This window comes from Micromonospora sp. NPDC005174 (genome assembly GCF_040608495.1).
In the GTDB taxonomy this organism is placed as follows: Bacteria; Actinomycetota; Actinomycetes; order Mycobacteriales; family Micromonosporaceae; genus Micromonospora.
Genome location: NZ_JBEXIJ010000021.1, coordinates 74,364 through 98,308, shown reverse-complemented (window position 1 = coordinate 98,308; position 23,945 = coordinate 74,364). Strand labels below are relative to the sequence as shown.

General features: G+C 72.4%; 18 protein-coding genes and 1 pseudogene. 12 read left to right on the top strand and 7 right to left on the bottom strand.

Features of this window, described 5'->3' with window-relative positions; genetic code table 11:
• Nucleotides 1–9 precede the first annotated feature (9 nt).
• Genes ABZU91_RS22310 through ABZU91_RS22300 form a run of 3 tightly spaced genes read right to left on the bottom strand, consistent with a single transcriptional unit; the run spans nt 10 to nt 3,295 of the window.
• Nucleotides 10–1,029 carry a D-alanine--D-alanine ligase family protein gene (locus tag ABZU91_RS22310; RefSeq protein WP_355243559.1) on the bottom strand — a complete coding sequence of 340 codons (1,020 nt, stop codon included), beginning with the start codon at nt 1,027–1,029 and terminating at the stop codon, nt 10–12.
• Entirely contained in the window at nt 1,026–2,165 is a 1,140-nt protein-coding gene (alr, locus tag ABZU91_RS22305; protein WP_355243556.1) for an alanine racemase, read from the bottom strand. Before alr ends, ABZU91_RS22310 begins: the two co-directional genes overlap by 4 nt.
• Complete coding sequence (locus ABZU91_RS22300) at nt 2,162–3,295, bottom strand: acyltransferase family protein (protein ID WP_355243553.1); 1,134 nt, start codon at nt 3,293–3,295, stop codon at nt 2,162–2,164. Before ABZU91_RS22300 ends, alr begins: the two co-directional genes overlap by 4 nt.
• Before the next feature lie 161 nt (nt 3,296–3,456).
• Here ABZU91_RS22300 and ABZU91_RS22295 point away from each other — a divergent pair, with 161 nt between their 5' ends.
• Entirely contained in the window at nt 3,457–4,326 is an 870-nt protein-coding gene (locus ABZU91_RS22295) for an LLM class F420-dependent oxidoreductase (protein ID WP_355243551.1), read from the top strand.
• Nucleotides 4,327–4,422: 96 nt separating this feature from the next.
• Here ABZU91_RS22295 and ABZU91_RS22290 read toward each other — a convergent pair whose 3' ends face one another.
• The gene (locus tag ABZU91_RS22290; RefSeq protein ID WP_355243548.1) at nt 4,423–6,684 is read right to left on the bottom strand and encodes a catalase; all 2,262 of its coding nucleotides are present in this window, start codon (nt 6,682–6,684) and stop codon (nt 4,423–4,425) included.
• A 182-nt stretch (nt 6,685–6,866) separates the two neighbouring features.
• Here ABZU91_RS22290 and ABZU91_RS22285 point away from each other — a divergent pair, with 182 nt between their 5' ends.
• The 10 genes and pseudogenes from ABZU91_RS22285 to ABZU91_RS22240 all read left to right on the top strand — a co-directional run.
• Nucleotides 6,867–7,766 carry an alpha/beta hydrolase gene (locus tag ABZU91_RS22285; RefSeq protein WP_355243545.1) on the top strand — a complete coding sequence of 300 codons (900 nt, stop codon included), beginning with the start codon at nt 6,867–6,869 and terminating at the stop codon, nt 7,764–7,766.
• 137 nt (nt 7,767–7,903) lie between these two features.
• Complete coding sequence (locus tag ABZU91_RS22280) at nt 7,904–8,689, top strand: ATP-binding cassette domain-containing protein (protein WP_355243542.1); 786 nt, start codon at nt 7,904–7,906, stop codon at nt 8,687–8,689.
• Nucleotides 8,686–9,408 carry an ABC transporter ATP-binding protein gene (locus ABZU91_RS22275; RefSeq protein ID WP_355243539.1) on the top strand — a complete coding sequence of 241 codons (723 nt, stop codon included), beginning with the start codon at nt 8,686–8,688 and terminating at the stop codon, nt 9,406–9,408. Before ABZU91_RS22280 ends, ABZU91_RS22275 begins: the two co-directional genes overlap by 4 nt.
• A 33-nt stretch (nt 9,409–9,441) precedes the next feature.
• On the top strand, nt 9,442–10,320 hold the full coding sequence (locus tag ABZU91_RS22270) for a branched-chain amino acid ABC transporter permease (protein WP_355243536.1): 879 nt from the start codon (nt 9,442–9,444) through the stop codon (nt 10,318–10,320).
• Nucleotides 10,317–11,429, top strand: a complete 1,113-nt coding sequence (locus ABZU91_RS22265) for a branched-chain amino acid ABC transporter permease (RefSeq protein WP_355243533.1) — start codon at nt 10,317–10,319, stop codon at nt 11,427–11,429. The genes ABZU91_RS22270 and ABZU91_RS22265 overlap by 4 nt, the downstream gene beginning before the upstream one ends.
• A gap of 83 nt (nt 11,430–11,512) precedes the next feature.
• The gene (locus ABZU91_RS22260) at nt 11,513–12,799 is read left to right on the top strand and encodes an ABC transporter substrate-binding protein (protein ID WP_355243531.1); all 1,287 of its coding nucleotides are present in this window, start codon (nt 11,513–11,515) and stop codon (nt 12,797–12,799) included.
• A 243-nt stretch (nt 12,800–13,042) separates the two neighbouring features.
• The gene (locus tag ABZU91_RS22255; RefSeq protein WP_355243529.1) at nt 13,043–13,654 is read left to right on the top strand and encodes a TetR/AcrR family transcriptional regulator; all 612 of its coding nucleotides are present in this window, start codon (nt 13,043–13,045) and stop codon (nt 13,652–13,654) included.
• Between the two features lie 51 nt (nt 13,655–13,705).
• Nucleotides 13,706–16,495, top strand: coding sequence for an AAA family ATPase (locus ABZU91_RS22250; protein WP_355243527.1), 2,790 nt, complete (start codon nt 13,706–13,708; stop codon nt 16,493–16,495).
• An 81-nt stretch (nt 16,496–16,576) separates the two neighbouring features.
• The gene (locus ABZU91_RS22245; protein ID WP_355243524.1) at nt 16,577–17,041 is read left to right on the top strand and encodes a MaoC family dehydratase; all 465 of its coding nucleotides are present in this window, start codon (nt 16,577–16,579) and stop codon (nt 17,039–17,041) included.
• A gap of 308 nt (nt 17,042–17,349) precedes the next feature.
• Nucleotides 17,350–17,748: pseudogene (locus ABZU91_RS22240) on the top strand (helix-turn-helix domain-containing protein); the annotation flags it as partial.
• A gap of 188 nt (nt 17,749–17,936) precedes the next feature.
• Here the strand turns inward: ABZU91_RS22240 and ABZU91_RS22235 are convergent.
• From ABZU91_RS22235 to ABZU91_RS22225, 3 genes are all read right to left on the bottom strand, one after another.
• Nucleotides 17,937–19,010, bottom strand: coding sequence for a cellulose binding domain-containing protein (locus ABZU91_RS22235; RefSeq protein WP_355243590.1), 1,074 nt, complete (start codon nt 19,008–19,010; stop codon nt 17,937–17,939).
• Nucleotides 19,011–19,255: 245 nt separating this feature from the next.
• Nucleotides 19,256–20,245: an acetylxylan esterase gene (locus ABZU91_RS22230; protein WP_355243521.1), complete on the bottom strand. Its 990-nt coding sequence runs from the start codon at nt 20,243–20,245 to the stop codon at nt 19,256–19,258.
• 14 nt (nt 20,246–20,259) lie between these two features.
• Nucleotides 20,260–21,300: a LacI family DNA-binding transcriptional regulator gene (locus ABZU91_RS22225; protein WP_355243518.1), complete on the bottom strand. Its 1,041-nt coding sequence runs from the start codon at nt 21,298–21,300 to the stop codon at nt 20,260–20,262.
• Nucleotides 21,301–21,548: 248 nt separating this feature from the next.
• Here ABZU91_RS22225 and ABZU91_RS22220 point away from each other — a divergent pair, with 248 nt between their 5' ends.
• Nucleotides 21,549–23,939 carry a glycoside hydrolase family 3 N-terminal domain-containing protein gene (locus tag ABZU91_RS22220; RefSeq protein ID WP_355243515.1) on the top strand — a complete coding sequence of 797 codons (2,391 nt, stop codon included), beginning with the start codon at nt 21,549–21,551 and terminating at the stop codon, nt 23,937–23,939.
• Nucleotides 23,940–23,945: the final 6 nt, after the last annotated feature.

The following is a 23,945-nucleotide window of genomic DNA, read 5'->3' as shown; positions in this document are numbered from 1 at the left end:
GACTGTCGCTCACACCAGGTCGACCGCCCGTCCCGGCCGGGGCAGGCCTCGGGAGAGAGCCTGAGCCCGGTAGGCGAGCGCGCCGGAGACCAGGATGTCGAGCAGGGCGGGAAACTCGATGCCGGCCCGCTGCCAGATCTGCGGGAACTGCGACGCGGCGGTGAAACCGGGGAAGGTGTTGACCTCGTTCACGATGGGCTCCGCACCCTCGTGGGCGAGAAAGAAGTCGACCCGCAGCAGTCCCCGGCAGTCGAGGGCGTCGAAGGCACGGATCGCCCGGTCCTGGAGCACCTCGGTGGTGGCCGGGTCGAGTCGGGCCGGGATCTGGAAGACGGCGCCACCGTCGTACTTCGCGTCGTAGTCGAAGAAGCCCGCGCCGCTGACCCGGATCTCCAGGGGCGGCCCGGCCTGCACCCGGCCGTCGGGGTGCTGCAGGACGGCGACGTCGATCTCCCGGCCGTGCGCCCCCTGCTCGACGAGCACCTTCGGATCGACCTTCCGTGCCTGCGCGAGCGCGTCCGGCAGAGCCGACCATTCCGTCACCCGGACCACGCCCAGGCTGGAACCGGCCCGCGCCGGCTTGACGAAGACCGGCAGGCCCAGTCGTCGCTGGTCGGCCGGCGACAGGGTCTCCCCGGGCCGCAGCGTCACACCCGGGCTGACCCGCAGGCCCTCCGCGGCCAGGAGCCGCTTGGTGACGCCTTTGTCCATGCCCGCCGCGCTGGCGAAGACGCCGTTGCCGACGTACGGCACGCCCAGCCACTCCAGCAGTGACGAGACCGTGCCGTCCTCGCCGTACGGGCCGTGCAGGGCCGGGAACACCACGTCCTGGGCGCGTAGCACCCGCAGCGCCTGCGGCAGGCTGGTGGGACGACCGTCGACGTGCCATCCGCCGTCGACGCCGATGAGCACCTCGGTGACCTGGTACCGCTCGCGGTCCAGCCCGGCCAGGGTGCTCTCCCCCGAGCGCCGTGACACCTCGTGCTCGCCGCTTCGTCCGCCGTACAGCACTGCCAGTCGCGTAGTCATGCGACGTCCGCCCTTTCGTGGAGATGGTCGCGGCCCACCCGCGCCCCGATTCCGGTCAAGATCTCGTGTGGGTTGGTGCCGGCCCAGCGCGCCCACTCGGTGACTCTCGGCGCGTCGTCGTCGCGTCCCGCGCCGATGACGACGACCGGATCGCCGATGCCGACCGCCAGGTCACCGGCGTCGACGACGCACTGGTCCATGGCGATGCGCCCGACGACCGGGCAGCGTCGACCGCCGAGCCACACCTCGGCCCGGCCCTCGGTGGCCCGGGGCAGCCCGTCGGCGTACCCGAGTGGCAGCAGCGCCAGCGTCGTCGGTGCGGCTGTCACGTGCTCCGGCCCGTACGAGACGCCCGTGCCGGCCGCCACCCGCTTCACGTTGACCACCGTGGTGCGCAGCGTCAGTGCCGCGCGCAGCCCGAACTCGCCCGGACCGACCGCGCCGAACGGGTCGACGCCGTAGAGGGCCAGCCCGATCCGGCAGAGGTCGAAGTGGGTCCGGGGCGCCGACAGCGCCGCCGCCGAGTTGGCCAGGTGCACGAGGTCGGGGTCGAGGCCCGCGGTCCGGGCGACGTGCAGCGCCTCGGTGAAGGTCCGCACCTGACGGGCCAGCGTGGGAGTGCCCGGTACGTCCGCGTCGACCAGGTGGGACCACACGCCGCGTACCCGGAGCGCGCCCTGCACCTCGTACTTACGGGCCCAGGCCACCAGGTCGGGCCAGTCGTCGCGGCCGGCGCCGTTGCGGCTCAGGCCGGTGTCGGCCTTGAGCTGCGCCGTCGCGGGCAGGCCGAGGCGCAGGGCCGCGTCGACGAGCGCGTGCAGGTGGGTGGTCGTCGAGACGCCCACGTCGACGCCCGCGACGATCAGCTCGGCGAAGTCGTCGTCCGGTCGGTGCAGCCAGCTCAACGTCGGCGCGGTGATCCCCGCCGCGCGCAGCTCCAACGCCTCGGCCGCCGAGGTCACGCCCAACCAGGTGGCCCCGGCGCGCAGCGCGGCCCGCGCGACGGGCACTGCGCCGTGGCCGAACGCGTTCGCCTTCACCACCGCCATCAGGTCGGTGCCGGTGACCGCGGCGACCGTGCGGACGTTCTCGGCGATCGCCCCGAGGTCGACCACCGCTCCGCCCAACGCGCTCATCGGTCGGCCGCCGGGCGACGGGGGCCGGGGAGCGCGAACAACCAGCGGGCGTGCGCCGCCAGCAGCAGCCGGTGTACGGCCAGGCTCAGACCGGTGACGAGCGCGGTCAGCGCGATCGGGTAGCCCAGCACGACGAGGCCCTGAGCGCCCGCGCCCAGCCCGGAGACCCGGGCGGCCAGGAGGCGGTGCAGCAGCGCCACCAGCGGCATGTCGATGACGTAGACGGGCAGCGTGGTGCGCCCGAGCGCGGCCAGCCGGTCGCCGAGGGCGGGCCACCGGACCAGTCGGGCGGCGGCGGTGACACCGAAGGCCACCGCCACGACGGAGACCGCCGGCCAGACGCCGAACCACCGCTGTGCGCCCGCGGCCGCCATCGCGGCGAGCGCCACGGCGTACGACCCGCCGGTCAGCGCCAGCCGACGCCCGGTGGCCGTGGCGGCCCAGCGCTGGATGTGGGGCCGCAGATACAGGCCGGCGAGGAAGAAGATCAGGTTCTGGTAGAGGCCGGCGCGGTTGCCCGCCGTGGCCAGCAGGCCGGCGGCGGCGACTGCGGACAACGCCGCGGCGGGTACGCCCACCAGCAGCTTCGGCAGCCGACGCGTCGCCTTGGCGAGCGTGAAGTAGAGCGCCAGGGCGTACAGGTACCAGAGGTTGGAGGGCGTGATGGTGAGCTGCGCCAACAGGCCGAGGGCGGACGTGGCCCGGTCGGTCGGGAAGTCCGGCGTCAGGGCGAGGACCGCCGTGTGGACCAGGAGCCAGAGGGCGTACAGGTAGAGGAACCCGGCGATGCGACTCCGGGCGACGGTCCGCCACGGCCGGTGCACGGCGTTCGCCGCGAAGAGGCCGGAGATGGTGAAGAAGAGCGGCATCCGCAGCGGCAGGAACTGCTCGCCCAGCGTGCCCCACAGGCCCGGCACGGGTACGCCGACGTGCCAGTCGATGCGCAGGTAGTCCTTCAGGACGACGTGCCAGGCGACGACGAGGAGGATGCAGACACCCTTCGCGGCGTCGGCCCACTGCACACGCTGCGGTCCGCCGGTGTCGGCCTGCCGCCGGTGACGCAACCGGACGCGCGCGTCGGGGTCGTACCCGCCCGGTCGTGGCTCGGTGAGAGACAGCTCTTGGATCACTCAGCAGAAGGTGCCAGCGGGATATCCGCTCCCGATCCTCGAATTGTCATGAACCGGTAATGGACTCCGCCCGCTCGTCGTACGGGGACCACCACCATCGTGCCGACGACGCGTTGGGAACCCGGGAAGCGCTACTAGGCTCGATCGCGGAGGTGCCGAACATGAAGCTCGGTCTGCACTACTGGAACTTTTCGACTCCGGCCGATCCGGCGGCCATCGCGCCGACCCTCGCCGAGGCGGCGACCATCGCCGAACAGGCCGGAGTGGCCTCGTTCACGGTCATGGACCACTTCTTCCAGATGGAGGCGCTGGCGCCGGCCGAGGAGCCGATGCTGGAGGCGTACACCACGCTGGGTTACGTCGCGGCGCAGACTCGCCGGATGACGCTCGGTGTGCTGGTCACCGGTGTGATGTACCGCTATCCGGGGCTGCTGGCCAAGACCGTGACGACCCTCGACGTGCTCTCCGGCGGTCGGGCCCGGCTCGGCATCGGGGCGTCCTGGTACGAGCGGGAGCAGCGGGGACTCGGCGTGCCCGTGGTGCCGGTCGCCGAGCGGTTCGAGCGACTGGAGGAGACGCTGCGGATCTGCAAGCAGATGTGGAGTGACGACGACGGGCCGTTCGACGGGCGGCACTACCAGCTCACGGAGACGATCAACTCGCCCCAGCCGCTGCGCCGTCCGCACCCGCCCATCATGATCGGCGGCAGCGGCGAGAAGAAGACACTGCTGCTGGTCGCCCGGTACGCCGACGCCTGCAACCTGTTCGGCACGGGCGCCGAGGGGATCGCGCACAAGCTGGACGTGCTGCGCGGGCACTGCGCCGCCGAGGGCCGCGACTACGACAGCATCGCCAAGACCGTGTTGGCCTCCAAGCCGCCGCTGGAGGATCTCGACGCGTTCCTCGCCGAGGTGTCCGACTATGCCGCGCTCGGCGTCAGCGAGGTGCAGGTCACGCCGGACCGGCACCCCGTGGAGTTCGCCCGGCGGCTCGGCGACGAGGTGCTGCCGCGGCTGGCCGACATCGGCTGACGTGGGCGCGGCCGACCACGCTGAACGCGCAAGGCCGATTCGACGACGAGGGCCGCCCACCCGCGGAAGCGGGGGACGGCCCTCGTCCATGTCGGGTCAGCCCACCGAGGCGGGGAACCTCTCCCACACCCGGTGCGCGGCCATCAACCGCTGCACCCCGGTCAGCGCCTCGGCACCCGAGTCGGCGGCCACGATGCCGGGTGTGCCCGCCACCCCGGCCTGCTCCAGCACGGTGACGCCGGCGCCCCACGCGCCGATCGCCTTGGCGTGCCGCCAGCACTCCTCGACCAGGAGCAGCACGCGGGGGTCGACGGTCGCCGCGTCCGGTCGTCCGGCCTTGGCGTCGCGGGCGGGCAGCGCGTCGGGCGCGGGCACCGGTGCCCCGGCCAGCAGGAGCGCGTCGAACTCGACCGAGCGGCCGGTGGCGAAGGTCCGCTGGACGGGCAGGTCGCCCACCATGCCTCCGTGCGGGGCGATCAGCAGTGGCACCATCCCGGCCTCGAACACCGCCCGGCGGACCCCGTCGACGTCGTCCAGGTCACCGTCGGGGTCGACGACGATCCCGACCGTCCGGCCGTCGGCCGGCCACTCCCCGCCGACCTGGGACAGCGCCGGGCTCGGGGCGACGTCCGCCAGCGGCACCGTCGGCTGCGGCGCGGGCAGGCCCAGGCCGGTGGCCACCTGCTCGCAGAGCACCGGGTCGATGTTGGCGAGGGACTGGAGCTGCCGTTCCTTGATCGCCTGGTGGTAGCACTTGCCCAGCTCGAAGGTGTACGCCCGGATGATGTGCTCCCGCTCCACGGGCGACATGCTCAGCCAGAACAGCCGTACCTGGCTGTAGTGGTCGTCGAAGGACGCGGGGTTCGCGCGGACCTTGGGCGCCTGCGCCACCGTCACCGGTACGTCGACGAAGGCGTGCTCGGCGTCGCCGGCCGGGAAGGGGTTGCCGCCGTCGAGCGAGTTCGGCCGGTACGGCGCCACTCCGGCGTGCACGGCCTGCTGGTGGAAGCCGTCACGCAGCATGTCGTTGACCGCCGCGTGGGGACGGTTGATCGGGATCTGCGTGAAGTTCGGGCCGCCCAGGCGGGTGAGCTGCGTGTCGACGTACGAGAAGAGCCGGCCCTGCAACAGCGGGTCGTTCGTGACGTCGATGCCCGGGGGGAGGTGGCCGAGGTGGAAGGCGACCTGCTCGGTCTCGGCGAAGAAGTTCGTCGGCGTCCGGTTGAGGACCAGCCGGCCGATCGGTTGCACCTCCGCCAGTTCCTCCGGGACGATCTTCGTGGCGTCCAGTAGGTCGATGCCGGCGAAGGTCTCCTCGGGAGTGTCGGGGAAGACCTGGATGCCGAGTTCCCACTCGGGGAACGCGCCGGCCTCGATCGCGTCGTAGAGGTCGCGGCGGTGGAAGTCGGGGTCCATCCCGCCGAGCAGCTGCGCCTCCTCCCAGGTCAGGGAGTGCACGCCGAGCTTCGGCTTCCAGTGGAACTTGACCAGCGTCGTCTCGCCGGCCTCGTTGACCAGGCGGAAGGTGTGCACACCGAAGCCCTCCATGGTCCGGTACGAGCGCGGGATGCCCCGGTCGGACATGTTCCAGATGGTGTGGTGCTGCGCCTCGGTGTGCAGCGAGACGAAGTCCCAGAAGGTGTCGTGCGCGCTCTGGGCCTGCGGGATCTCCCGATCGGGGTGCGGCTTGGCGGCGTGGATGATGTCGGGGAACTTGATGGCGTCCTGGATGAAGAAGACCGGCATGTTGTTGCCGACCAGGTCGAAGGTGCCCTCGTCGGTGTAGAACTTGGTCGCGAATCCCCGGGTGTCCCGGACGGTGTCGGCCGAGCCGCGCGATCCCAGGACCGTGGAGAACCGGACGAAGACCTCCGTCTCCCGGCCCTTCTTGAGGAAGCCGGCCCTGGTGACCGCCTCGGCGGTGCCGTAGGCCGTGAAGACGCCGTGCGCGCCCGCGCCCCGCGCGTGTACGACGCGCTCGGGGATGCGCTCGTGGTCGAAGTGCGTGATCTTCTCGCGCAGGTGGTGGTCCTGAAGGAGGACCGGTCCCCGGGGTCCGGCCTTGAGCGAGTGGTCGGTGTCGCGTAGCCGCGCCCCGTTCGCCGTCGTCAGGTACGCGCCCTGCTGGCCGTTCGCGGTCGTCGGCGCGCCGGTCTCGACGCCGGTCGGCGTCCGGGTCTGCGGCGCGCCCTGCTCCGTCTTGGGCGGTAGCGGGTCGTGGGGCGAGGTCGGTTCCTCGATGCTCGGCGGTGCGCTGCCGGGTGCGCCCGGCACGTCCGGCGTGAGGGCGTCGGCGATCTTCTCGGAGGCGGTCTTGACGACGTTCTTGACCGCCTCGGCGGGCTTGCTGGAATCCACTGGGCGAACCTCTCCCTGGAGCGTTTGAGCAGGCCCATGCACCCCTACCCCTGGCCAGAGGGTCGAAACGCGCAAATAATCCGATCCTTCGTCGGGACTGGTGATTTCACCGATGCGCCGATGGACCCGGGCGACCAAGACTGATGAGCGTCGATATCGCTCGACTCTAGGGAGTGCCCGACGTGTCGTCACCAACCACCACCCGTCCCCGTTCCCTGCCCGCCCGAGCCGCCCGGCTCGCGCTGGCCGCCACCCTGCTCGCCACCGGCGTCCTCGTCGGACCGACGGGCGCCGCGCAGGCGGCCGGCCCGTACGAGCGCGGCCCCGCCCCGACCACGGCGATCCTGGAGGCCAGCCGCGGCCCCTTCGCCACCGCCTCGCAGAGCGTGTCCTCGCTGAGCGTCACCGGCTTCGGCGGCGGGGTCATCTACTACCCGACCAGCACCAGCGAGGGCACGTTCGGTGCCGTCGCCATCTCGCCCGGCTACACCGCCGCCTGGTCCAGCATCAGCTGGCTGGGTCCACGGATCGCCTCGCACGGCTTCGTGGTGATCGGCATCGAGACCAACACCCGGCTGGACCAGCCGGACAGCCGTGGCCGGCAGTTGCTCGCCGCGCTGGACTACCTCACTGAGCGCAGCTCGGTGCGGAGCCGGATCGACAGTAGCCGGCTCGCGGTGGCCGGCCACTCCATGGGTGGCGGAGGAACCCTGGAGGCGGCCTCGTCGCGGCCGTCGTTGCAGGCCGCGGTGCCCCTCGCGCCCTGGAACACGGACAAGAGCTGGTCCGAGCTGCGCGTCCCGACACTGATCATCGGCGGCGAGAGCGACACCGTCGCCCCGGTCGCCACGCACTCGGTGCCCTTCTACAACAGCATCCCGTCGTCGGCCGAGAAGGCGTACCTCGAGTTGAACGGCGCGAGCCACTTCTTCCCGCAGACGGTGAACACGCCGACCGCCCGGCAGATGGTGGCCTGGCTGAAGCGGTTCGTCGACGACGACACCCGCTACGAGCAGTTCCTCTGCCCGGGGCCGAGTGGTTCGCAGATCGAGGAGTACCGCAACACCTGCCCCAGCTCCTGACTGGGCGCGTGAACCGGGACGGCCGCCGTCGGGCGGCCGTCCCGCTCGCGTTGCCGCATCGAAGGGTCTTGACGCGATAACCGAGAAACGTACACTGCGAGTGTAAATAACACCCGCCACGGCAGAGGGATGGGTGCATGGAGCGCGGCCTCGAACTGCACGACATCGGCGTCCGTTTCGGCGGCCTCACCGCCCTCGACGACGTCTCGCTCCGGGTGCCACCCAACCGGGTGGTGGGCGTCATCGGGCCCAACGGCGCGGGCAAGACCACACTGTTCAACGTGATCTGCGGTTTCGTTCCGCCGCACACGGGTTCGCTGACCCTCGACGGCCGGCCGCTGCGACCCCGACCACACCGGCTGACCAGGCTCGGCATCGCCCGGACCCTGCAGGGGACCGGGCTCTTCGCCGGCCTCAGCGTCGTGGAGAACGTGATGACCGGCGCGTCGCACACCGCCCGTGCGGGGTTCGGGGCCGCACTGCTCGGGTTGCCCCGCAGCGACCGCGACGAGCACCGACTCCGTCGGCACGCCCTGGACATCCTCGACGGTCTGGGCATCGCCGAGCACGCCGGGGCGGCGCCGGGCACGCTGCCCTTCGCCGTACGCCAGCGGGTCGCCCTGGCCCGCGCGCTCGCCGCGCGACCCCGGCTGCTGCTGCTCGACGAACCCGCCGGTGGCCTCGGCGCCGACGACATCGCCGACCTCGCGGAGCTGGTGCGGCAGCTCCCTCGCCGCGACACCGACCCGTGCGCCGTGCTGCTCGTCGAGCACCACATGGACCTGGTGATGGCCGTCTGCGACGAGATCGTGGTCCTCGACTTCGGTCGGGTGATCGCCACCGGGACGCCGGCCGAGATCCGCGACGACGCGGCGGTCACCGAGGCGTATCTGGGCGCCCTCGTCGAGGAGGCCGCACCGTGAGCGCGCCGGACCTGCTCGTGGTCCGGGGGCTGGTGGCCGGTTACGGCGCCGCGCCGGTGTTGCGGGCCGTCGACCTCACCGTGCCGGCCGGCACCATCGCCGCCGTGGTCGGCGCCAACGGCGCCGGCAAGACGACGCTGCTGCGGGCGCTCTCCGGCATGATCCGTCCGAGCGCCGGCCAGGTCGTCCTCGCGGGCGAGGACCTGCGGGGTACGCCGGTGGAGCAGCTCGTGCGGCGCGGCATGGCCCACGTCCCGGAGGGCCGGGGTGTGATCAGCGAGCTGACGGTCGACGAGAACCTGCGGCTCGGCGGGCTGTGGCGGCGTGACCGGGCGGACGCGCGCCGCGCCCTCGACGAGGTCTACGAGCTGTTCGAGCCCCTGGCGCGGCGTCGCCGGCACCTCGGTCACCAGCTCTCCGGAGGGGAGCGGCAGATGCTCGCGCTCGGCCGGGCCCTGGTCGGCCGGCCACGTCTGCTGCTGTTGGACGAACCGTCGCTCGGCCTGGCGCCCCGGGTGGTCGCCCGGATCATGGCGCTGCTGCGGCAGCTCCGCGACCGGACCGGCCTGACGGTGCTGCTGGTCGAGCAGAACGTGCGCAGTGCCCTCGCCGTCGCCGACCAGGGCGTCGTGATGTCCCTCGGTCAGGTGGTGATCGCCGCTCCGGCGGAGACGCTGCGTGACGACGTCGACCTGCGCCACGCGTACCTCGGTTTCTGACCACCACCGGTGTCCCCTCTGAAGGGAGGACAGTTGGACCGCTTCGTCTTCCTCACCGTCGACGGCCTGTCCCGGGGCGCGGTGTACGCCGCGTTCGCGCTCGCGTTGGTGCTCATCTGGCGGGCGGCGCGAGTCGTGAACTTCGCCCAGGGGGCCATGGCCGTCGCCGCCGCCTACGTCGCGTACTCGGTGACCGCCGCGACCGGCTTCTTCTGGCTCGGTTTCGTCGTCGCGATCGTCGCCGGCCTGCTGCTCGGCGCGCTGGTGGACCGGGTCGTGATGCGGCACGTCGACCACGCCTCGCCGCTCAATCCGGTCATCGTCGCGCTCGGCCTGGTGCTGCTGATCCAGGCCGTGCTCGGCATGGTGTACGGCAACGAGTTCCGCCCCGCCGACGTCCCGTTCAGTCGGTCCGCCCTGAGCGTGGGCGGGGTCGCCGTGCTGTCGCCGTACGACCTGTTCGTCTTCGCCACGATCGCGGTGGTGGTCAGCGGGCTGGCCTGGATGTTCGCCCGTACCGCGATCGGGTTGCGGATGCGCGCTGCGGCGTTCGCGCCGGAGGTGTCCCGTCTGCTCGGGGTGAACGTCGGTGGCATGTTGACGCTCGGCTGGGCGCTCGCCTCCGGGGTGGGCGCGCTCGCCGCGATGCTGGTCATCCCGACCGAGCTGGGCCTGCACCCGCACGCCATGGACCTGGTGTTCGTCTCGGCGTTCACCGCAGCGGTGGTCGGCGGCCTGGACAGTCCACCGGGCGCGGTCGTCGGCGGCCTCGTGGTGGGGCTGCTGCTGTCCTACGTGAGCGGGTACGCCGGCAGTGACCTCACCCCGCTGGCGGTGCTCGTGCTGCTGCTGGCGGTACTGCTGGTACGGCCCGGCGGCCTGTTCGCCCCGGTCACGGCGAGGCGGGTGTGAGCGCGACCCGGGCGGCCGTGCCGCCGAAACACCGGCCGGCCGACACCGGCGACCGACCGGTCGAGTCCCGACGCGGCTCCACGCTGCTGCGACACCTCGCGGTCGCGCTCGCCGTGGGGTTGCTACTGGTCGCGGTCAGCTATGCCGTCGAGCCGTTCCGCAACTTCCAGCTCGCCACGATCGCGGCGTACCTGTGCGCCACCGCCGGGTTGACCGTCCTCACCGGACTCAACGGCCAGCTCTCGCTGGGGCACGGGGCACTGATGGCGACCGGGGCGTACACGGTGGCGCTGTGCCAGAACGCGTTCGCCGACCGGGGGTTGACCGGCGGTTGGCTGTTGCCGGTGTCGCTGCTCGCGGCGGTACTGGGCACGGTCGCGGTCGGCGCGGTGGTCGGTGTGGCGGCGGCCCGCCTGCGCGGCCCCTACCTGGCCGGGGTGACGCTCGCCGTGGCCGTCGTCGTGCCGGCGCTGGCCGTCACCTTCGACGGTGTCCTGGGCGGCGAGCAGGGGCTGTCGGTGCCGGTGGAGCCGCCGCCGCTGGCGCTCGGCCCCTACTTCCCCTACGAGCGGTGGCAGCTCTGGATCTCGGCGGCCGCCACGTTGCTGGCGCTGCTCCTGCTGGCGAACCTTGTCCGCAGCCGGTACGGGCGGACCTTCCGGGCCGTCCGCGACGACGAGGTGGCGGCCCGACTCGCCGGCATCCACGTGGCCCGTACGCAGGTTCTCGCATTCGTGGTCAGCGCCGCCACCGCCGGGCTCGGCGGTGGTCTGCTCGCGGTGCTGTCGCAGAGTGTCTCGCCCGGGGCGTTCTCACTGACGCTGTCCCTGTTCCTGCTGATGGCCGTGGTGATCGGCGGTCTCGGTAGTCTCGCCGGCGCGCTCTGGGGGGCCGTGCTGCTGGTCGCCCTGCCCGATCTCACCCATTCCGTCACCGAGCTGCTCACCCTGTCGCCGGGGGTGGCGCAGCGACTGGAGGGCAACCTCCCGCTGGCGATCTTCGGAGTCACGCTGATCGTCGTGATGATCGCCGCGCCCGGCGGTGTGCAGGGCCTGTTGGCCCGCCTCGGCCGGGCGCTGCTGGCCCGCTGGCCGGCTCGGCGTTCCTGAACTGTTCCCGGTCCGGCCTCTCGCCGGGCGCCTCACCACCACACCGTTCCGCAGAACCAGACCGAGAAAGGTCGGTGTTTCCCATGCACCCTACGGCGCGACGCGGTCTCGCGATCGCCACCACCATCGCCCTGCTCGCCGCCGTCGCCGCCTGTGGCGGCGACGACGGCCCCACCTCCGGCGGAAGGTCCGTGCCGGGAGTCACCGACACCGAAATCGTCGTCGGCACCCACATGCCCCTCACCGGGCCGGCGTCGGCCGGCTACTCGAAGATCGCGCCGGCGACGAAGGCGTACTTCGACTACGTCAACGCCAACGGCGGCGTGCACGGTCGGAAGATCACCTACAAGATCATGGACGACGGCTACAACCCGGCCAACACCCAGCAGGTCGTCCGCCAGCTCGTGTTGCAGGACAAGGTGTTCGCCGTCCTCAACGGCCTCGGTACGCCGACGCACAGCGGAGTGCTCGACTTCCTCAAGAGCAACCGGGTGCCGGACCTCTTCGTCGCCTCCGGCAGTCGGAGCTGGGACCAGCCCGAGACGTATCCCGGCACGTTCGGCTTCAACCCGGACTACACCGTCGAGGGCAAGATCCTCGCCAACTACGCTAAGGCGAACCTGGCCGGCCAGAAGGTCTGCTTCCTCGGTCAGGACGACGACTTCGGCCGCGACAGCCTGGCTGGCGTGGAGAAGGTGCTCGGGGCCGGCGCGGTGACGGTCAAGCAGACGTACGTCACCAGCAACACCAACGTCGCGCCGCAGATCGGCGCGTTCAAGGCGGCCGGCTGCCAGGTCGTCGTGCTGGCGACGGTGCCCGGCTTCACCGCGCTCTCCATCGGCACCGCCGCACGGCTGGGCTTCAAGCCCCAGTGGCTCGTGTCCAACGTCGGCGCCGACCAGCCGACCCTGGCCAAGCAGCTCGGCGCCGCCGCGCCGCTGTTGGAGGGCATGGTCGGTACCAACTACCTGCCGATGCAGAACGACACCGCGAACCCGTGGATCCAGCTCTTCACGAAGATCAACAAAACCCACAACGGTGACGCGCCGTTCGACGGGAACACCGTCTACGGCATGTCGGTCGGCTACCTCTTCGTGCAGGTGCTGCTCGCCGCCGGTAAGGACGTCACCCGCGAGAAGGTGATCGACGCGGTCCAGAAGGGCGGCTTCCAAGGTCCCGGCCTCGCGCCGCTGCGTTTCTCCGCCGACGACCACTCCGGCTACGGCGGGCAGCGGTTGAGCCGGGTCAGCGGGGGAGTCCAGAGCTACTTCGGGCCGACGTACGAGACCGACGAGAGGGACGGGCCGGTCAAGGAGTACACCGCCGCGCCGGTAGCGCCGCCGGCGAACGGGGTGCCGACCGCCTCCTGACGCGCGCCACGTTGTCGTACGACCCGGGGGTGACCACGCCCGGGTCGTACGACCGCGCGCGTCCGTGCGCGCCGTCCTGTGGCGTTGACCGACGCCGATGAATACTCTTACTATTTGCACCGTGAATGCAATCCGGCCGGCCCGGATGATGCCGCCCACGCGTACTCGGTACCACCCTGTCACCGTCTGTCTAGACTCCTCGCAGAGTTGGGTGGCACCGTGACGATGAAGGGGCGGGGGCGGATGAACAGGGTCGAGGCGCCGGGGCGGGTCGACGGGCGGACCGCCCGCGCCGAGCGCACGAGGGTGGCCATCGTCGAGGCGCACCTGGCGCTCATCGCCGAGGGTGACCTGCGGCCGACCGGGGAACGCATCGCCGAACGGGCCGGCATCTCCCTGCGGACGCTCTGGACCAACTTCAAGGACATGGAGACGCTCTTCGAGGCCAGTGGTGCGGAGGTGCTGCGGCAGCAGGACGCCGCATACCGGCCGATCTCGACCACGTTGCCGCTGGCCAAGCGCGTCGACGCGTACTGCCGGCAGCGGGCCCGGCTGCTCCAGCTCATCGCGCCGTCGGCGCGGGCGGCGCAGATGCGCGAGCCGGTCTCCGACCAGCTGCACCGCAACCGCCTCAAGCACATCGACCGGGTCCGTGACGAGGTCGAGCAGCTTTTCGCCACCGAGCTGGCGCGTGCCGGGTCCGGGCGCGGGCAGTTGGTCAACGCGGTGGTGGCGGCGAGCATGTGGCCGGCCTGGTCGATGCTGCGCTACGGCCTCGGTCTGGGCGTGGACGCGGCCCGCGGGGTGATGAGCCGTACGGTGGGCGCGCTGTTGGCCGAGGTGGCGGCCGACTGATCCCGGCCTGTCCTCTTTCCATCCGCTTATCGATGAGTGACACTGTGACGCATGGTTACTGCATCACAAGTGCAATTAACTGTGCTGCGCGGCCGGGATGACCAGTGCGGGGCCGTCCGGAGTCTGCTGGACGGCGTGACCGACGGCGGCGGAGCCCTGCTGCTGCACGGTGAGCCGGGCTCGGGCCGGACCGCCCTGGTCTCCTACGCCCACCGGTACGCCGCGAAGGACTGCACGATCCTGGCCGGGGCCGGACTGCCCGAGGAGGCGATGCTGCCGTACGCCGGCCTGCAACGCCTGCTCGATCCGGTGCGCGACCGCGCGGCCGCCCTCCCCGAGCCCCGACGGCACCTGCTGTTCCGGGCGTTGGACGGGGAGGGCTGCCCGCCCGAGCGCCGGCTGGCCCTGTCGGTGGCCGTCCTCGGGCTGCTCGCCGCGGCCGCCCGGGAGCGCCCGCTGCTCGTCACGATGGACGACGTCGACCGGGGTGACCCGCAGACCATGCAGGTGCTCGCGGTCGTGGCCCGCCGACTGCGGTGCCTGCCGGTCGCCGTCCTGCTCACCGCGGACGCCACCGCCACCGTCGACGGTCTCGTGACGTACCGGCTGTCGCCGCTGGACGAGCGGGACAGCGTCGCCGTCCTCACCGATCGACTGCCCGAGCGGCCGGCCGTGCCGGTCGGCGCCATGCTCGCCGCCGTCGGCGGCGGCAACCCGCAGGCCCTCGTGGACCTCGCCGGCGTCCTCACCCCTGGGCAGTGGCGTGGCGAGGAGCCGCTGCCGGCCGCGCCCCCGGCGGACGGCGCGCTGGGACGCGCCTACCGGACCCGCCTCGACCGGCTGCCGGCGGACACCCGCCGGATGCTGCTGCTCGCCGCGCTCGACGAGTCGGACGACGCGGCGACCCTGATCCGTGCGGCCGGCGCCGCCGGGATGGCCATCGAGGCGCTCGCCCCGGCCGAGGCGGCCGGGCTGGTCCGCGTCGAGCCGGGAGCCGTCACGTTCACGCAGCCACTGGCCCGCGCGATGGTCGCGGCCGGCGCGCCGCTCGCGCAGCGGCGAGCCGCGCACCGGTTGCTCGCGGGCGTGCTCGATCCGCACGGTCAGCGGTTACGCCGGGCGATGCACCTCGCCGACGCGACCGCGGGTGCCGATCCGGCCCTCGCAGAGGAGTTGGAACGGGCGGCGGCCGGCGGGCGCACCGGCTGGGCCGTGGCATCGGCGGCGCTGTGCCGGGCCGCCGCGCTCAGCGACCGTCCCCTCGACGCGGCCGCCCGCCTGCTCGCCGCGGCCCGTTACGCGTGGGCCGCCGGGCAACCCGGCCAGGCCCGCCTGCTGCTCGACCGGCTCCGGGCGACCTGCGCGGACCCGGTCGTCGACGGCCACGCCGGGCTGCTGCGCGGCGAGGTCGACCTGCGCTGCGACGACGCCACCGGCGCGGCAGCCACCCTGGTGACCGCCGCGCGAACGGTGGCCGGAGTCGACCGCGCCCGCGCCCTGGAGGGTCTGGCGCGCGCCGGTGAGGCGGTGTGCTTCGCCGGCGACCAGTACCGGTACGCGGAGGTCGGCCGGCGCGCCGCGGAGCTTCGGCAGCGCAACGATCCGCCGGTGGTGGAGCTGACCGGCTGCCTGGTCACCGGGGTGGCGGCCACGCTGCGCGGCGACCACGAACGGGCCGGGCCCGCGCTGCGCCGGGCCGTCGTGCTGGGTGGCCGGCTGACCGGGCCGGAACTGACCACCACCGCGCTCACCTGTGCGGCGGCGGCCGGGCTGGTGGTCGCCGTGGACGGCGCGGCGCACCGGTTGGCCGAGCGCGCCGTCGGGTTGGCGCGGGAGCGCGGCGAGCTGTCGATGCTCTCCCGGGCGTTGGAGCTGCGGGCGGTCGCCGAGTACTGGCTGGGACGGCACGAGGCGGCGGCGGAGACGTCCCGCGACGGGCTGCGGGTCGCGCGCGCCACCGGGCAGTTCAACTGCGCGAACGTCCACCTGGGCATGCTCGCCGTGCTCGCGGCCGTGCGCGCCGACCGCGAGAACTGCCTTCGGCGAATCCGGGAGATCGGTACGACGCCGACGCCGGGCAGCCGACCGCACGCGCTCGCCGGCTGGGCGCTGGCCGTCCTGGACCTCGTCGACGGCCGGCACGCCGAGGCGGCGAACCGACTCGCGTCGCTGGCCCGCCTCGGCACCGGCCGAGGCCAGGTGCTCGTCCAGGTGATGGCCACCCCGTACCTGGTGGAGGCCGCCGCCCACCTGCCGCACCGCCCGGCGGCGACCGCCGCGCTCGCGGCCTTCGACAGGTGGGCGAGCAGCACCGCGAGCCCGCTGCGCCGGGCTCTGTCGGCCCGGTGTCACGCGCTGCTGGCGCCCCGGGGCGGCGTCGAGGCGGAGCGGGAGTTCCGGACGGCGCTGCGGCTGCACCCGACGGAGGCCGGGGCGTTCGAGCGGGCCCGCACCGAGCTGCTCTTCGGTCAGGAGCTGCGGCGCAGCCGGCGACCGCGGGACGCCCGGGAGCATCTGCATCGTGCCCGGGAGGCCTTCACCCTGCTCGGGGTCGGTCGTTGGGCCGAGCTGGCCACGGCCGAGCTGCGCGCGGCCGGGGAGTCGGTCGGGCCGCCTGATCTCCCCGCGGCGCGGCTGTTGACCGGTCAGCAACTGCGGATCGCCCGACTGGTCGCCGAGGGCGCCACCAACCGGGAGATCGCCGCCCGGATGTTCCTGTCCACCCGCACGGTCGACCATCACCTGCGCAACGTCTTCCACCGGCTGGGCATCCGCTCCCGTACCGAGCTGGTCCGCGCGTTCGCCACCGAACCGCACGCCGGTCTGGCCTCCGACCGCTGAGCGCCGCCGTCCGCTCTGGACGGCGTAAACTATCACCGCTAGTTTGTGGGTCAGGCACCCTCCAGCGCTAAGGACACCCGCATGCGAGTCTTCACCTCCGTCGACGAACTGGCCGCCGCGGTCGGCGAGACCCTCGGCCCCGGTCCCTGGCAGCGGATCGACCAGGATCGCGTGAACCTGTTCGCCGACGCGACCGACGACCACCAGTGGATCCACGTCGACCCGGAACGCGCGGCGGCAGGTCCCTTCGGTGCCCCGATCGCGCACGGCTTCCTCACCCTGTCGCTGGTGCCGGCGCTGGCCGGCCAGCTTTACCGCGTCGAGGGGATCGCGATGGGGGTCAACTACGGGCTCAACCGGGTGCGCTTCCCCGCGCCGCTGCGGGTCGGCGCCGCCGTCCGGGCCAGCGCGGTCATCGCCGAGGTGTCGCCCGTCAGCGGCGGGGTGCAGATGGTCACGGCGGTGACGGTGCACAGTGACGGCGGCGACAAGCCCGTCTGCGTCGCCGAGACGGTGAGCCGCCTCTACCGCGCGGCGACCCGCTGAGCGGACCACACGCTGGGCTGGCGTCGGTCATCCGCATCGGCTGCCCGCCGTGTCGATGTGCTGTTGAGCGTGATGCCTCAGAGGCATCAAGATGACTCTGAGGCATCACGCTGACGACCACATCCGCCCCCAACGGTCGTGGCTGGCGTCTGGTGGGCCATCTCCTTTCGCAGACGATGAGCCGAGGACCCTTGCTCCGCGCATCGAAGCGTGCCGGGCCAGGCAAATGGGCGGTACCTTCGACATGGCGGTGCTCCCGGTAGAGGCCGGTGGTGCCGCCATTCCCGTCCGCTACCGGGAGCACCGCCATGACGGCCCACGTCGACCCACGCTTCGGCGCTACCCTTCGGCAACTTCGTGAGCAGGCCGGCCTGTCCCTGCGGGCGCTCGCTCAGCTCACCCACCGCGGCAAGAGCCATCTCCACGAACTGGAGAACGGCAGCAAAGCGGCCACCTTTGAGACCGCCCGCCACCTCGACCAGACGCTCAACGCAGGCGGCAGACTCGCCCGCCTGGTCGCCGCTCCCGTCGACCACGAAGCCGAAGCGGACGACCTGCTTCAACGGGCGTCGGCCAGCGACGTCAGCGCCGAAACTCTCGCCCGCATCGAGCAGGGTGTTGACGAACTCGCCATCCGGTACCCGACCACCGCCCCGGCCGACCTGCTGCCGCTGGTGCGCCGGCATCTGGGCCACGTCACCCGCCTGCACCTTACGCCCACGCGTCTCGTCGCGGCATCGGCTCATCAGCAGATCCGGACGTCGCTGGGTTGACCCACATGACTGGCCCGAAGGTCAGCCCGTCCGACTCGAGTCGCGTTCGAAGCCATCCGTAACTGCGGGGGCGGCGAGAAGAACTCTCGCCGCCCCCGCTTTCGGTGTCCGGGGCGCGTGTGTCAGGCGACCGCGCAGGCGGTGCCGTTGAGCGTGAAGGCGGTCGGCTTGCCGGCGTTACCGGTGTGGGTGGCCTGGAAGCCGATGTCCACCGACGTGTTCGCGGCGATCGTGCCGTTGTAGGAGACGTTGCTGGCGGTTACCGCGCCGCTGGTCGGGGAGTAGCTGGCGTTCCAGCCGCCGGTGATGGTCTGGCCGCTCGGCAGCGTGAACGCCAGCGCCCACCCGTTTATCGCGCCGCTACTCGTGTTGGTCACCGAGACGGACGCGGTGAGACCGTTGTTCCAGGCGTTGACCGTGTACGTGACCCGGCAACCCGCGGACGGCGGCGGCGTGGTGGGCGGGGGAGTGGTCGGCGGCGGGGTGGTGGGCGGCGGGGTCGTCGGCGGGGGCGTGGTGGGCGGCGGAGTGGTGGTCGGCGGCGTGTCCCCGCCGATGCTGCCGGGCACCGCGCGCAGGGCGTCGTACCAGGCGACGGCCATCTTGCGGTAACCCGTGGCGTTGGGATGGACTCCGTCGGCCAGGTCGCTGAGCGTCAGCGCGCGGTACATGTCGACCAGGTGGACGCGCTTGCCGGCCGCGGCTCTGGTCTGCACGATCCCCGGGATCGCCGCGTTGTAGCCCCGGACCACGTTGTCCGCGCCGGACTTCGGGATGATCGTCGCCACGAACACGTCCGCGTTCGGGGCGGTGTTGGTGATGCGGTCGACCAGGGTGGCCAGTCGGCCCGGCGCACCGGAGGTGTCGCCGTACATGTCGTTCGTGCCGATGTGCAGCAGCACGGTGCGCGGGTTGGTGGCGCGCAGCCAGTTCACGATGTTGGCGTCGATCTGCGCGATGGTCCAACCGGAGTGGCCCTCGTGGTCGTGGTCGCCGAGGCTGGACGGGCCGTTGAACATGGAGCCGACGAAGTCGATCCGGTAGCCGCCGGACGCGAACCGCTGCCAGAGTTCGATCCGGTAGCCACCCGCGACGTTGAAGCCGTCGGTGATCGAGTCGCCGAGGGGCATGACGCGTACCCCGCCGTTGGACTCGGCGCTCGCGGGCGCGGTCGCCACCGGCACGGCGGCTGTCATGGCCGCGACGGCGGCCAGCGCCGTCCACCACAGCCGGGCCCGTCGGGGCCTCCGGGTGGTCGCGGGCCTGGCGGGTGTCGGGGGGACGGGTTTACCAAGGGTCACAGTGCTCATGGGGCTTCCTCGGGTGATGGTGCGACGACCAGGAACCCGGACGTCGGGATGTGCCCTTCACCCCGCCCGGACGCACCATAGCTTGTTATCGCTAACACCGGCAATGCATCGATCGCCGACCATGGGTGGGCTCAGCTCGCGAGCGTCGCGGCGAGCCAGCGCAGTTGCCGCCGGACGTGCAGCGCCTCTCCGCTCTCGTGACCGTTGAACGGGTACACGTGCATCTCCCGCCGCGGGGCTTCGGGCCGGCCGGTCGCGGCGCCGTACTGGTTGTAGGCGGCGAAGCCGGTGCTCGGCGGGCAGACGGTGTCGCGCAGGCCGATGCCGAAGTGTGCCGGCGCGGTGGCCCGCCGGGCGAAGGTCACCCCGTCGACGTAGGACAGCGTGCGTCGGACCGCGGCCTCGGCCTCCCGGTTCACCGCCAGGTACCGGGCGATCTCGCCGTACGGCGAGGCGTCGCTGAGCGCGATGGCGTGCTGGACGTCGCAGAGGAACGGCGCGGTGATCAGCACCGCCGCGAGATCGTCGACCAGGCCGGCGACAGCCAGGGCCACGCCCCCGCCCTGGCTGTTGCCGAGCAGGGCGACCCGTCCCGCGTCGACTCCGGGCAGGGCGCGTACCGCCGCGACGGCCCGGACGGCGTCCGTGATCAGCCGTCGGTAGTGGTAGTCGTGCGGGTCGAGGATGCCCCAGGTCGCCGGCCAGGGTCCGCCGGGCGCGCCGTGCGGGTCGGCGGTGTCCCCGGCGGCGTACAGCCCGGACTGGCCCCGGTTGTCCATCAACAGGTGCGCGTATCCGGCCACCGGCCAGACCAGCCGCTCGTGGGGGAGGCCACGGCCACGCCCGTAGCCGGCGTACTCCACCACGGTGGGCAGCGGTTCGGGTACGCCCGCAGGGCGGGTGAACCAGGCCCGTACCTCGTCGCCGTCGAAGCCCGCGAACGTGACGTCCCAGGTGTCGAGGACGCGCAGGTCGGTGGGTTCGGGGCGGACGTCGACGAGCACCGGACGGGCGGCTGCCTCGACGAGGGTGTCACCCCAGAACCGGTCGAAGTCCTCCGGTTCGACGATGGTGGGCGCGTATCGCTCGAGCTCGTCGAGGCGGACAGCGGAGTCGGGCACGGTTCCTCGCAGGGTCAGCGTGGCGGGGCGGGGGGTGCGGTGCTCTCCCGGACGACCAACTCGGTCACCAGGTCGATCCGGCTGGTCGCCGGCTCGGTGCCGGCGGACAGGTCGAGCAGCATCTGGGTGGCGATGCCGGCCATGTCGCGCAGCGGCTGGTTGATCGTCGTGAGGGCCGGATCGGTCCAGGTGGCCAGCGGCAGGTTGTCGTACCCGATCACCGAGAGGTCCTCGGGAACGCGCAGGCCGCACCGCCGGGCGGCCCGGAGCACCCCCATCGCCTGGATGTCCGATCCGGCGAAGATCGCCGTCGGCCGGTCCGGTCGTTGCAGCAGCTGCAACCCGTGGGCGTGCCCGGTGCCGGCGGAGAAACTCCCGTAGCGGATCAGCTCGCGGTCGAGGGTCAACCCGGCTTCGTCGTGCGCGGACTGGAAACCGGCGGCCCGGGCCCGGCTGCACAGCATGTCGGGTGGCCCGGAGATGACCGCGATGCGCTGGTGCCCCAGCTCGATCAGGTGTCGAGCGGCGAGCAGGCCGCCGTTGAAGTTGTTCGAACCGACCGTGGGCACGGAGGCCGAGGTCGCGCTGTCCGTGTCGATCACGACGAACGGCACGCTCTGACGCCGCAGGAGCTGCTGCTGTGCGTCGGTGAGGTGGCAGAGGACGAACAGCACGCCCAGCGGACGTTGCCCGAGCAGGGTGTCGAGCCACCGTGGCGGCGGACGGTGTGCGCCGCCGAGCTGCGACACGGCGAGGCCGACGCCGGCGAGGCTCGTCACCGCCTCCACGCCGCGCAGGACCTCCATCGCCCACCCGGTGTCGAACTCGTGGAAGACGAGGTCGATCCGACGCGCGCCGGACGACGATCGCCGGTTGCGGCGCTGGTACTGGTGGCGGTCGAGACTCGCCTCGACCCGGGCTCTGGTGCCGGGGGAGACGTCCTCGCGTCCGTTGAGGACCTTGGAGACCGTCGCGACCGAAACGCCGACGTCGTGGGCGATCGTCGCGATGGTGGTGGTGGAGCCGGGTGGGCCGAGCGGGTGGGGCTCTGTCATCGCAGCCTCATACAGCATCCGAAATTTTCGGGAGACCCTAGCACGATCGGTTGACGATGGTCGTCGATGCAGGTAAGCGGGCTGGGAGGCGTCTCAGGACCCATCGAAACTCTTGACACGCTCTGGCGGCGGACTTAGGTTGCCGAAAAGGTTGCTCTGGTTTCCGGAAAGTTTCGGATTGTGGAACCGCGCGCCACGAACCGGTCCCACGACGGCGCCGATAGTGGCCGGAGCTAAGGGGTCTCGGCATGACAAGTCAGCTGCCCGCCGACGGTGAACCGGCGTCCGGGGACGCCACACCGTGGCGCAACACCCGGCTGTCGCCGGCCGAGCGGGCCGAGGCGCTGCTCGCGCGGATGTCCGTCGAGGAGAAGATTGCCCAGCTCTTCGGGGTCTGGGTCGGCGCCGAGGCATCGGGCGAGGGCGTCGCGCCGCATCAGTCCGACATGATCGACGGCAACCCGCCGTGGGACACGATCATCCGGTACGGGCTGGGTCAACTCACCCGCCCGTTCGGCACCGCGCCGGTCGATCCGGTGCTCGGCGCCCGCTCGCTGGCCGCGTCCCAGGAGCAGATCGTGGCCGTCAGCCGGTTCGGCATCCCGGCCCAGGTGCACGAGGAGTGTCTGACCGGGTTCGCCGCCTGGAAGGCCACCGTCTACCCGACCCCGCTGGCCTGGGGCGCCTCGTTCGACCCCGAACTGGTGGAGGAGATGGCCGGGCGGATCGGGGCGTCGATGCGCGCCGCGGGCGTACACCAGGGCCTCGCGCCCGTCCTCGACGTCACCCGCGACTACCGGTGGGGCCGCACCGAGGAGACCATCGGGGAGGATCCGTACCTGGTGGGAACGACCGGCGCGGCGTACGTACGGGGCCTGGAGAACACCGGTCTGGTGGCCACCCTCAAGCACTTCGCCGGATACTCGGCCTCCCGGGGCGGACGGAACCTCGCCCCGGTGTCGATGGGCCGCCGCGAGCTGGCCGATCACATCCTGCCGCCGTTCGAGATGGCCCTGCGTCTCGGCGGCGCCCGGTCGGTGATGAACTCCTACGCCGAGATCGACGGCATGCCCGCCGCCGCCGACGAGCACCTGCTGACCGGACTGCTGCGCGACGAGTGGGGCTTCACCGGCATCGTGGTCGCCGACTACTTCGCCGTGCGGTTCCTGGAGACCCTGCACGGCGTCGCCGAGGGTGCCGTCGACGCCGCCCACCTCGCGTTGCGCGCCGGCATCGACGTGGAACTGCCCACCGTGGACGCCTTCGGCGAGGCGCTGGTGGAGGCGGTCCACGCCGGCGCGGTCGACGAGGCGCTTATCGACCGGGCGGCCCGACGGGTGCTGGTCCAGAAGGTCGAACTCGGGCTGCTCGACGAGGACTGGCGGGCCCTGCCCGACGACGCCGCGGGCCTGCGCCTCGACGACGAGGTCAGCCGGGACGTTGCCGTACGCCTGGCCCGGGAGTCCATCGTGCTGCTGCGCAACACGGGCGCGCTGCCGCTGCCCGTCGCGACCCGGGTCGCCCTGGTGGGTCCGCTCGCCGACGACCCGATGGCCATGCTCGGCTGCTACACCTTCCCCAACCACGTCGGCGTCCACCACCCCGAGCACGGCCTGGGAGTGGAGATCCCGACGCTGCGCGACGAGCTGGCCCGGCGTGTTCCACTGCTCACCCACGAGCCGGGCTGCGCCGTCACCGGCGAGGACGCCTCAGGCATCCCGGCCGCGGTGGCCGCGGCGGCCGGCGCGGACGTGTGCGTGCTCGCCGTCGGGGACCGCGCGGGAATGTTCGGCCGGGGCACCTCCGGCGAGGGCTGCGACGCCGCGGACCTGCGGCTGCCCGGAGTGCAGGCCGACCTCGTCCGGGCTGTCCTCGCCACCGGTACCCCGGTCGTGCTGGTGCTGATGACCGGCCGACCGTACGCGCTCGGGCCGGAGTTCGACACGGCGGCGGCCGTCGTGCAGGCGTTCTTCCCCGGTCAACTCGGCGGGCAGGCGCTCGCGGAGGTGCTCACCGGCGCGGTCAACCCGTCCGGGCGACTGCCGGTCAGCGTGCCCCGCCACGCCGGCGGGTTGCCGGGCACGTACCTGTCGCCGCCGCTCGGGCGACGCAACAAGGTGTCCTCGATCGACCCGACCCCGGCGTACCCGTTCGGCCACGGCCTGAGCTACACCACGTTCGAGTGGTCCGACGCCACCGTCGTGACGCCGGTGGACGCGGATCGGGACGAGGCGACCCCCTGGCCGGTGGACGGCGAGGTCCGGGTGCGGATCACCGTCCACAACAGCGGTGACCGGGCCGGCACCGAGGTGGTGCAGCTCTACCTGCACGACCCCGTCGCGCAGACCACCCGCCCGGTGAACCGGCTGGTCGGCTTCGCCCGGGTGCCCCTCGAGGCTGGAGCGCGGGCACAGGTGACGTTCGGCGTACCGGCCGACGTCACGTCGTTCACCGGCCGGACCGGCCAGCGTGTGGTCGAACCCGGCGCGGTCGAGCTGCGGTTCGGACGGTCGAGCGGGGAGCTGACCGACGCGCTGCGGCTGCGGCTCACCGGGGCCGAACGCCAGGTCGGGCACCAGCGGGAACTGCTCACGTCGGTGCGGATCGAGCCGCTCGTGGCCGTTCCGCACTCCGCATAGGAGGCG

What these genes read in the sequence shown, in the direction of transcription:
- ABZU91_RS22235 (WP_355243590.1), bottom strand. Translation starts at nt 19,010, where the DNA reads ATGACAGCCGCCGTGCCGGTGGCGACCGCGCCCGCGAGCGCCGAGTCC.
- alr (WP_355243556.1), bottom strand. Translation starts at nt 2,165, where the DNA reads ATGAGCGCGTTGGGCGGAGCGGTGGTCGACCTCGGGGCGATCGCCGAG.
- ABZU91_RS22220 (WP_355243515.1), top strand. Translation starts at nt 21,549, where the DNA reads ATGACAAGTCAGCTGCCCGCCGACGGTGAACCGGCGTCCGGGGACGCC.
- ABZU91_RS22310 (WP_355243559.1), bottom strand. Translation starts at nt 1,029, where the DNA reads ATGACTACGCGACTGGCAGTGCTGTACGGCGGACGAAGCGGCGAGCAC.
- ABZU91_RS22225 (WP_355243518.1), bottom strand. Translation starts at nt 21,300, where the DNA reads ATGACAGAGCCCCACCCGCTCGGCCCACCCGGCTCCACCACCACCATC.
- ABZU91_RS22260 (WP_355243531.1), top strand. Translation starts at nt 11,513, where the DNA reads ATGCACCCTACGGCGCGACGCGGTCTCGCGATCGCCACCACCATCGCC.
- ABZU91_RS22295 (WP_355243551.1), top strand. Translation starts at nt 3,457, where the DNA reads ATGAAGCTCGGTCTGCACTACTGGAACTTTTCGACTCCGGCCGATCCG.
- ABZU91_RS22255 (WP_355243529.1), top strand. Translation starts at nt 13,043, where the DNA reads ATGAACAGGGTCGAGGCGCCGGGGCGGGTCGACGGGCGGACCGCCCGC.
- ABZU91_RS22250 (WP_355243527.1), top strand. Translation starts at nt 13,706, where the DNA reads ATGGTTACTGCATCACAAGTGCAATTAACTGTGCTGCGCGGCCGGGAT.
- ABZU91_RS22280 (WP_355243542.1), top strand. Translation starts at nt 7,904, where the DNA reads ATGGAGCGCGGCCTCGAACTGCACGACATCGGCGTCCGTTTCGGCGGC.
- ABZU91_RS22245 (WP_355243524.1), top strand. Translation starts at nt 16,577, where the DNA reads ATGCGAGTCTTCACCTCCGTCGACGAACTGGCCGCCGCGGTCGGCGAG.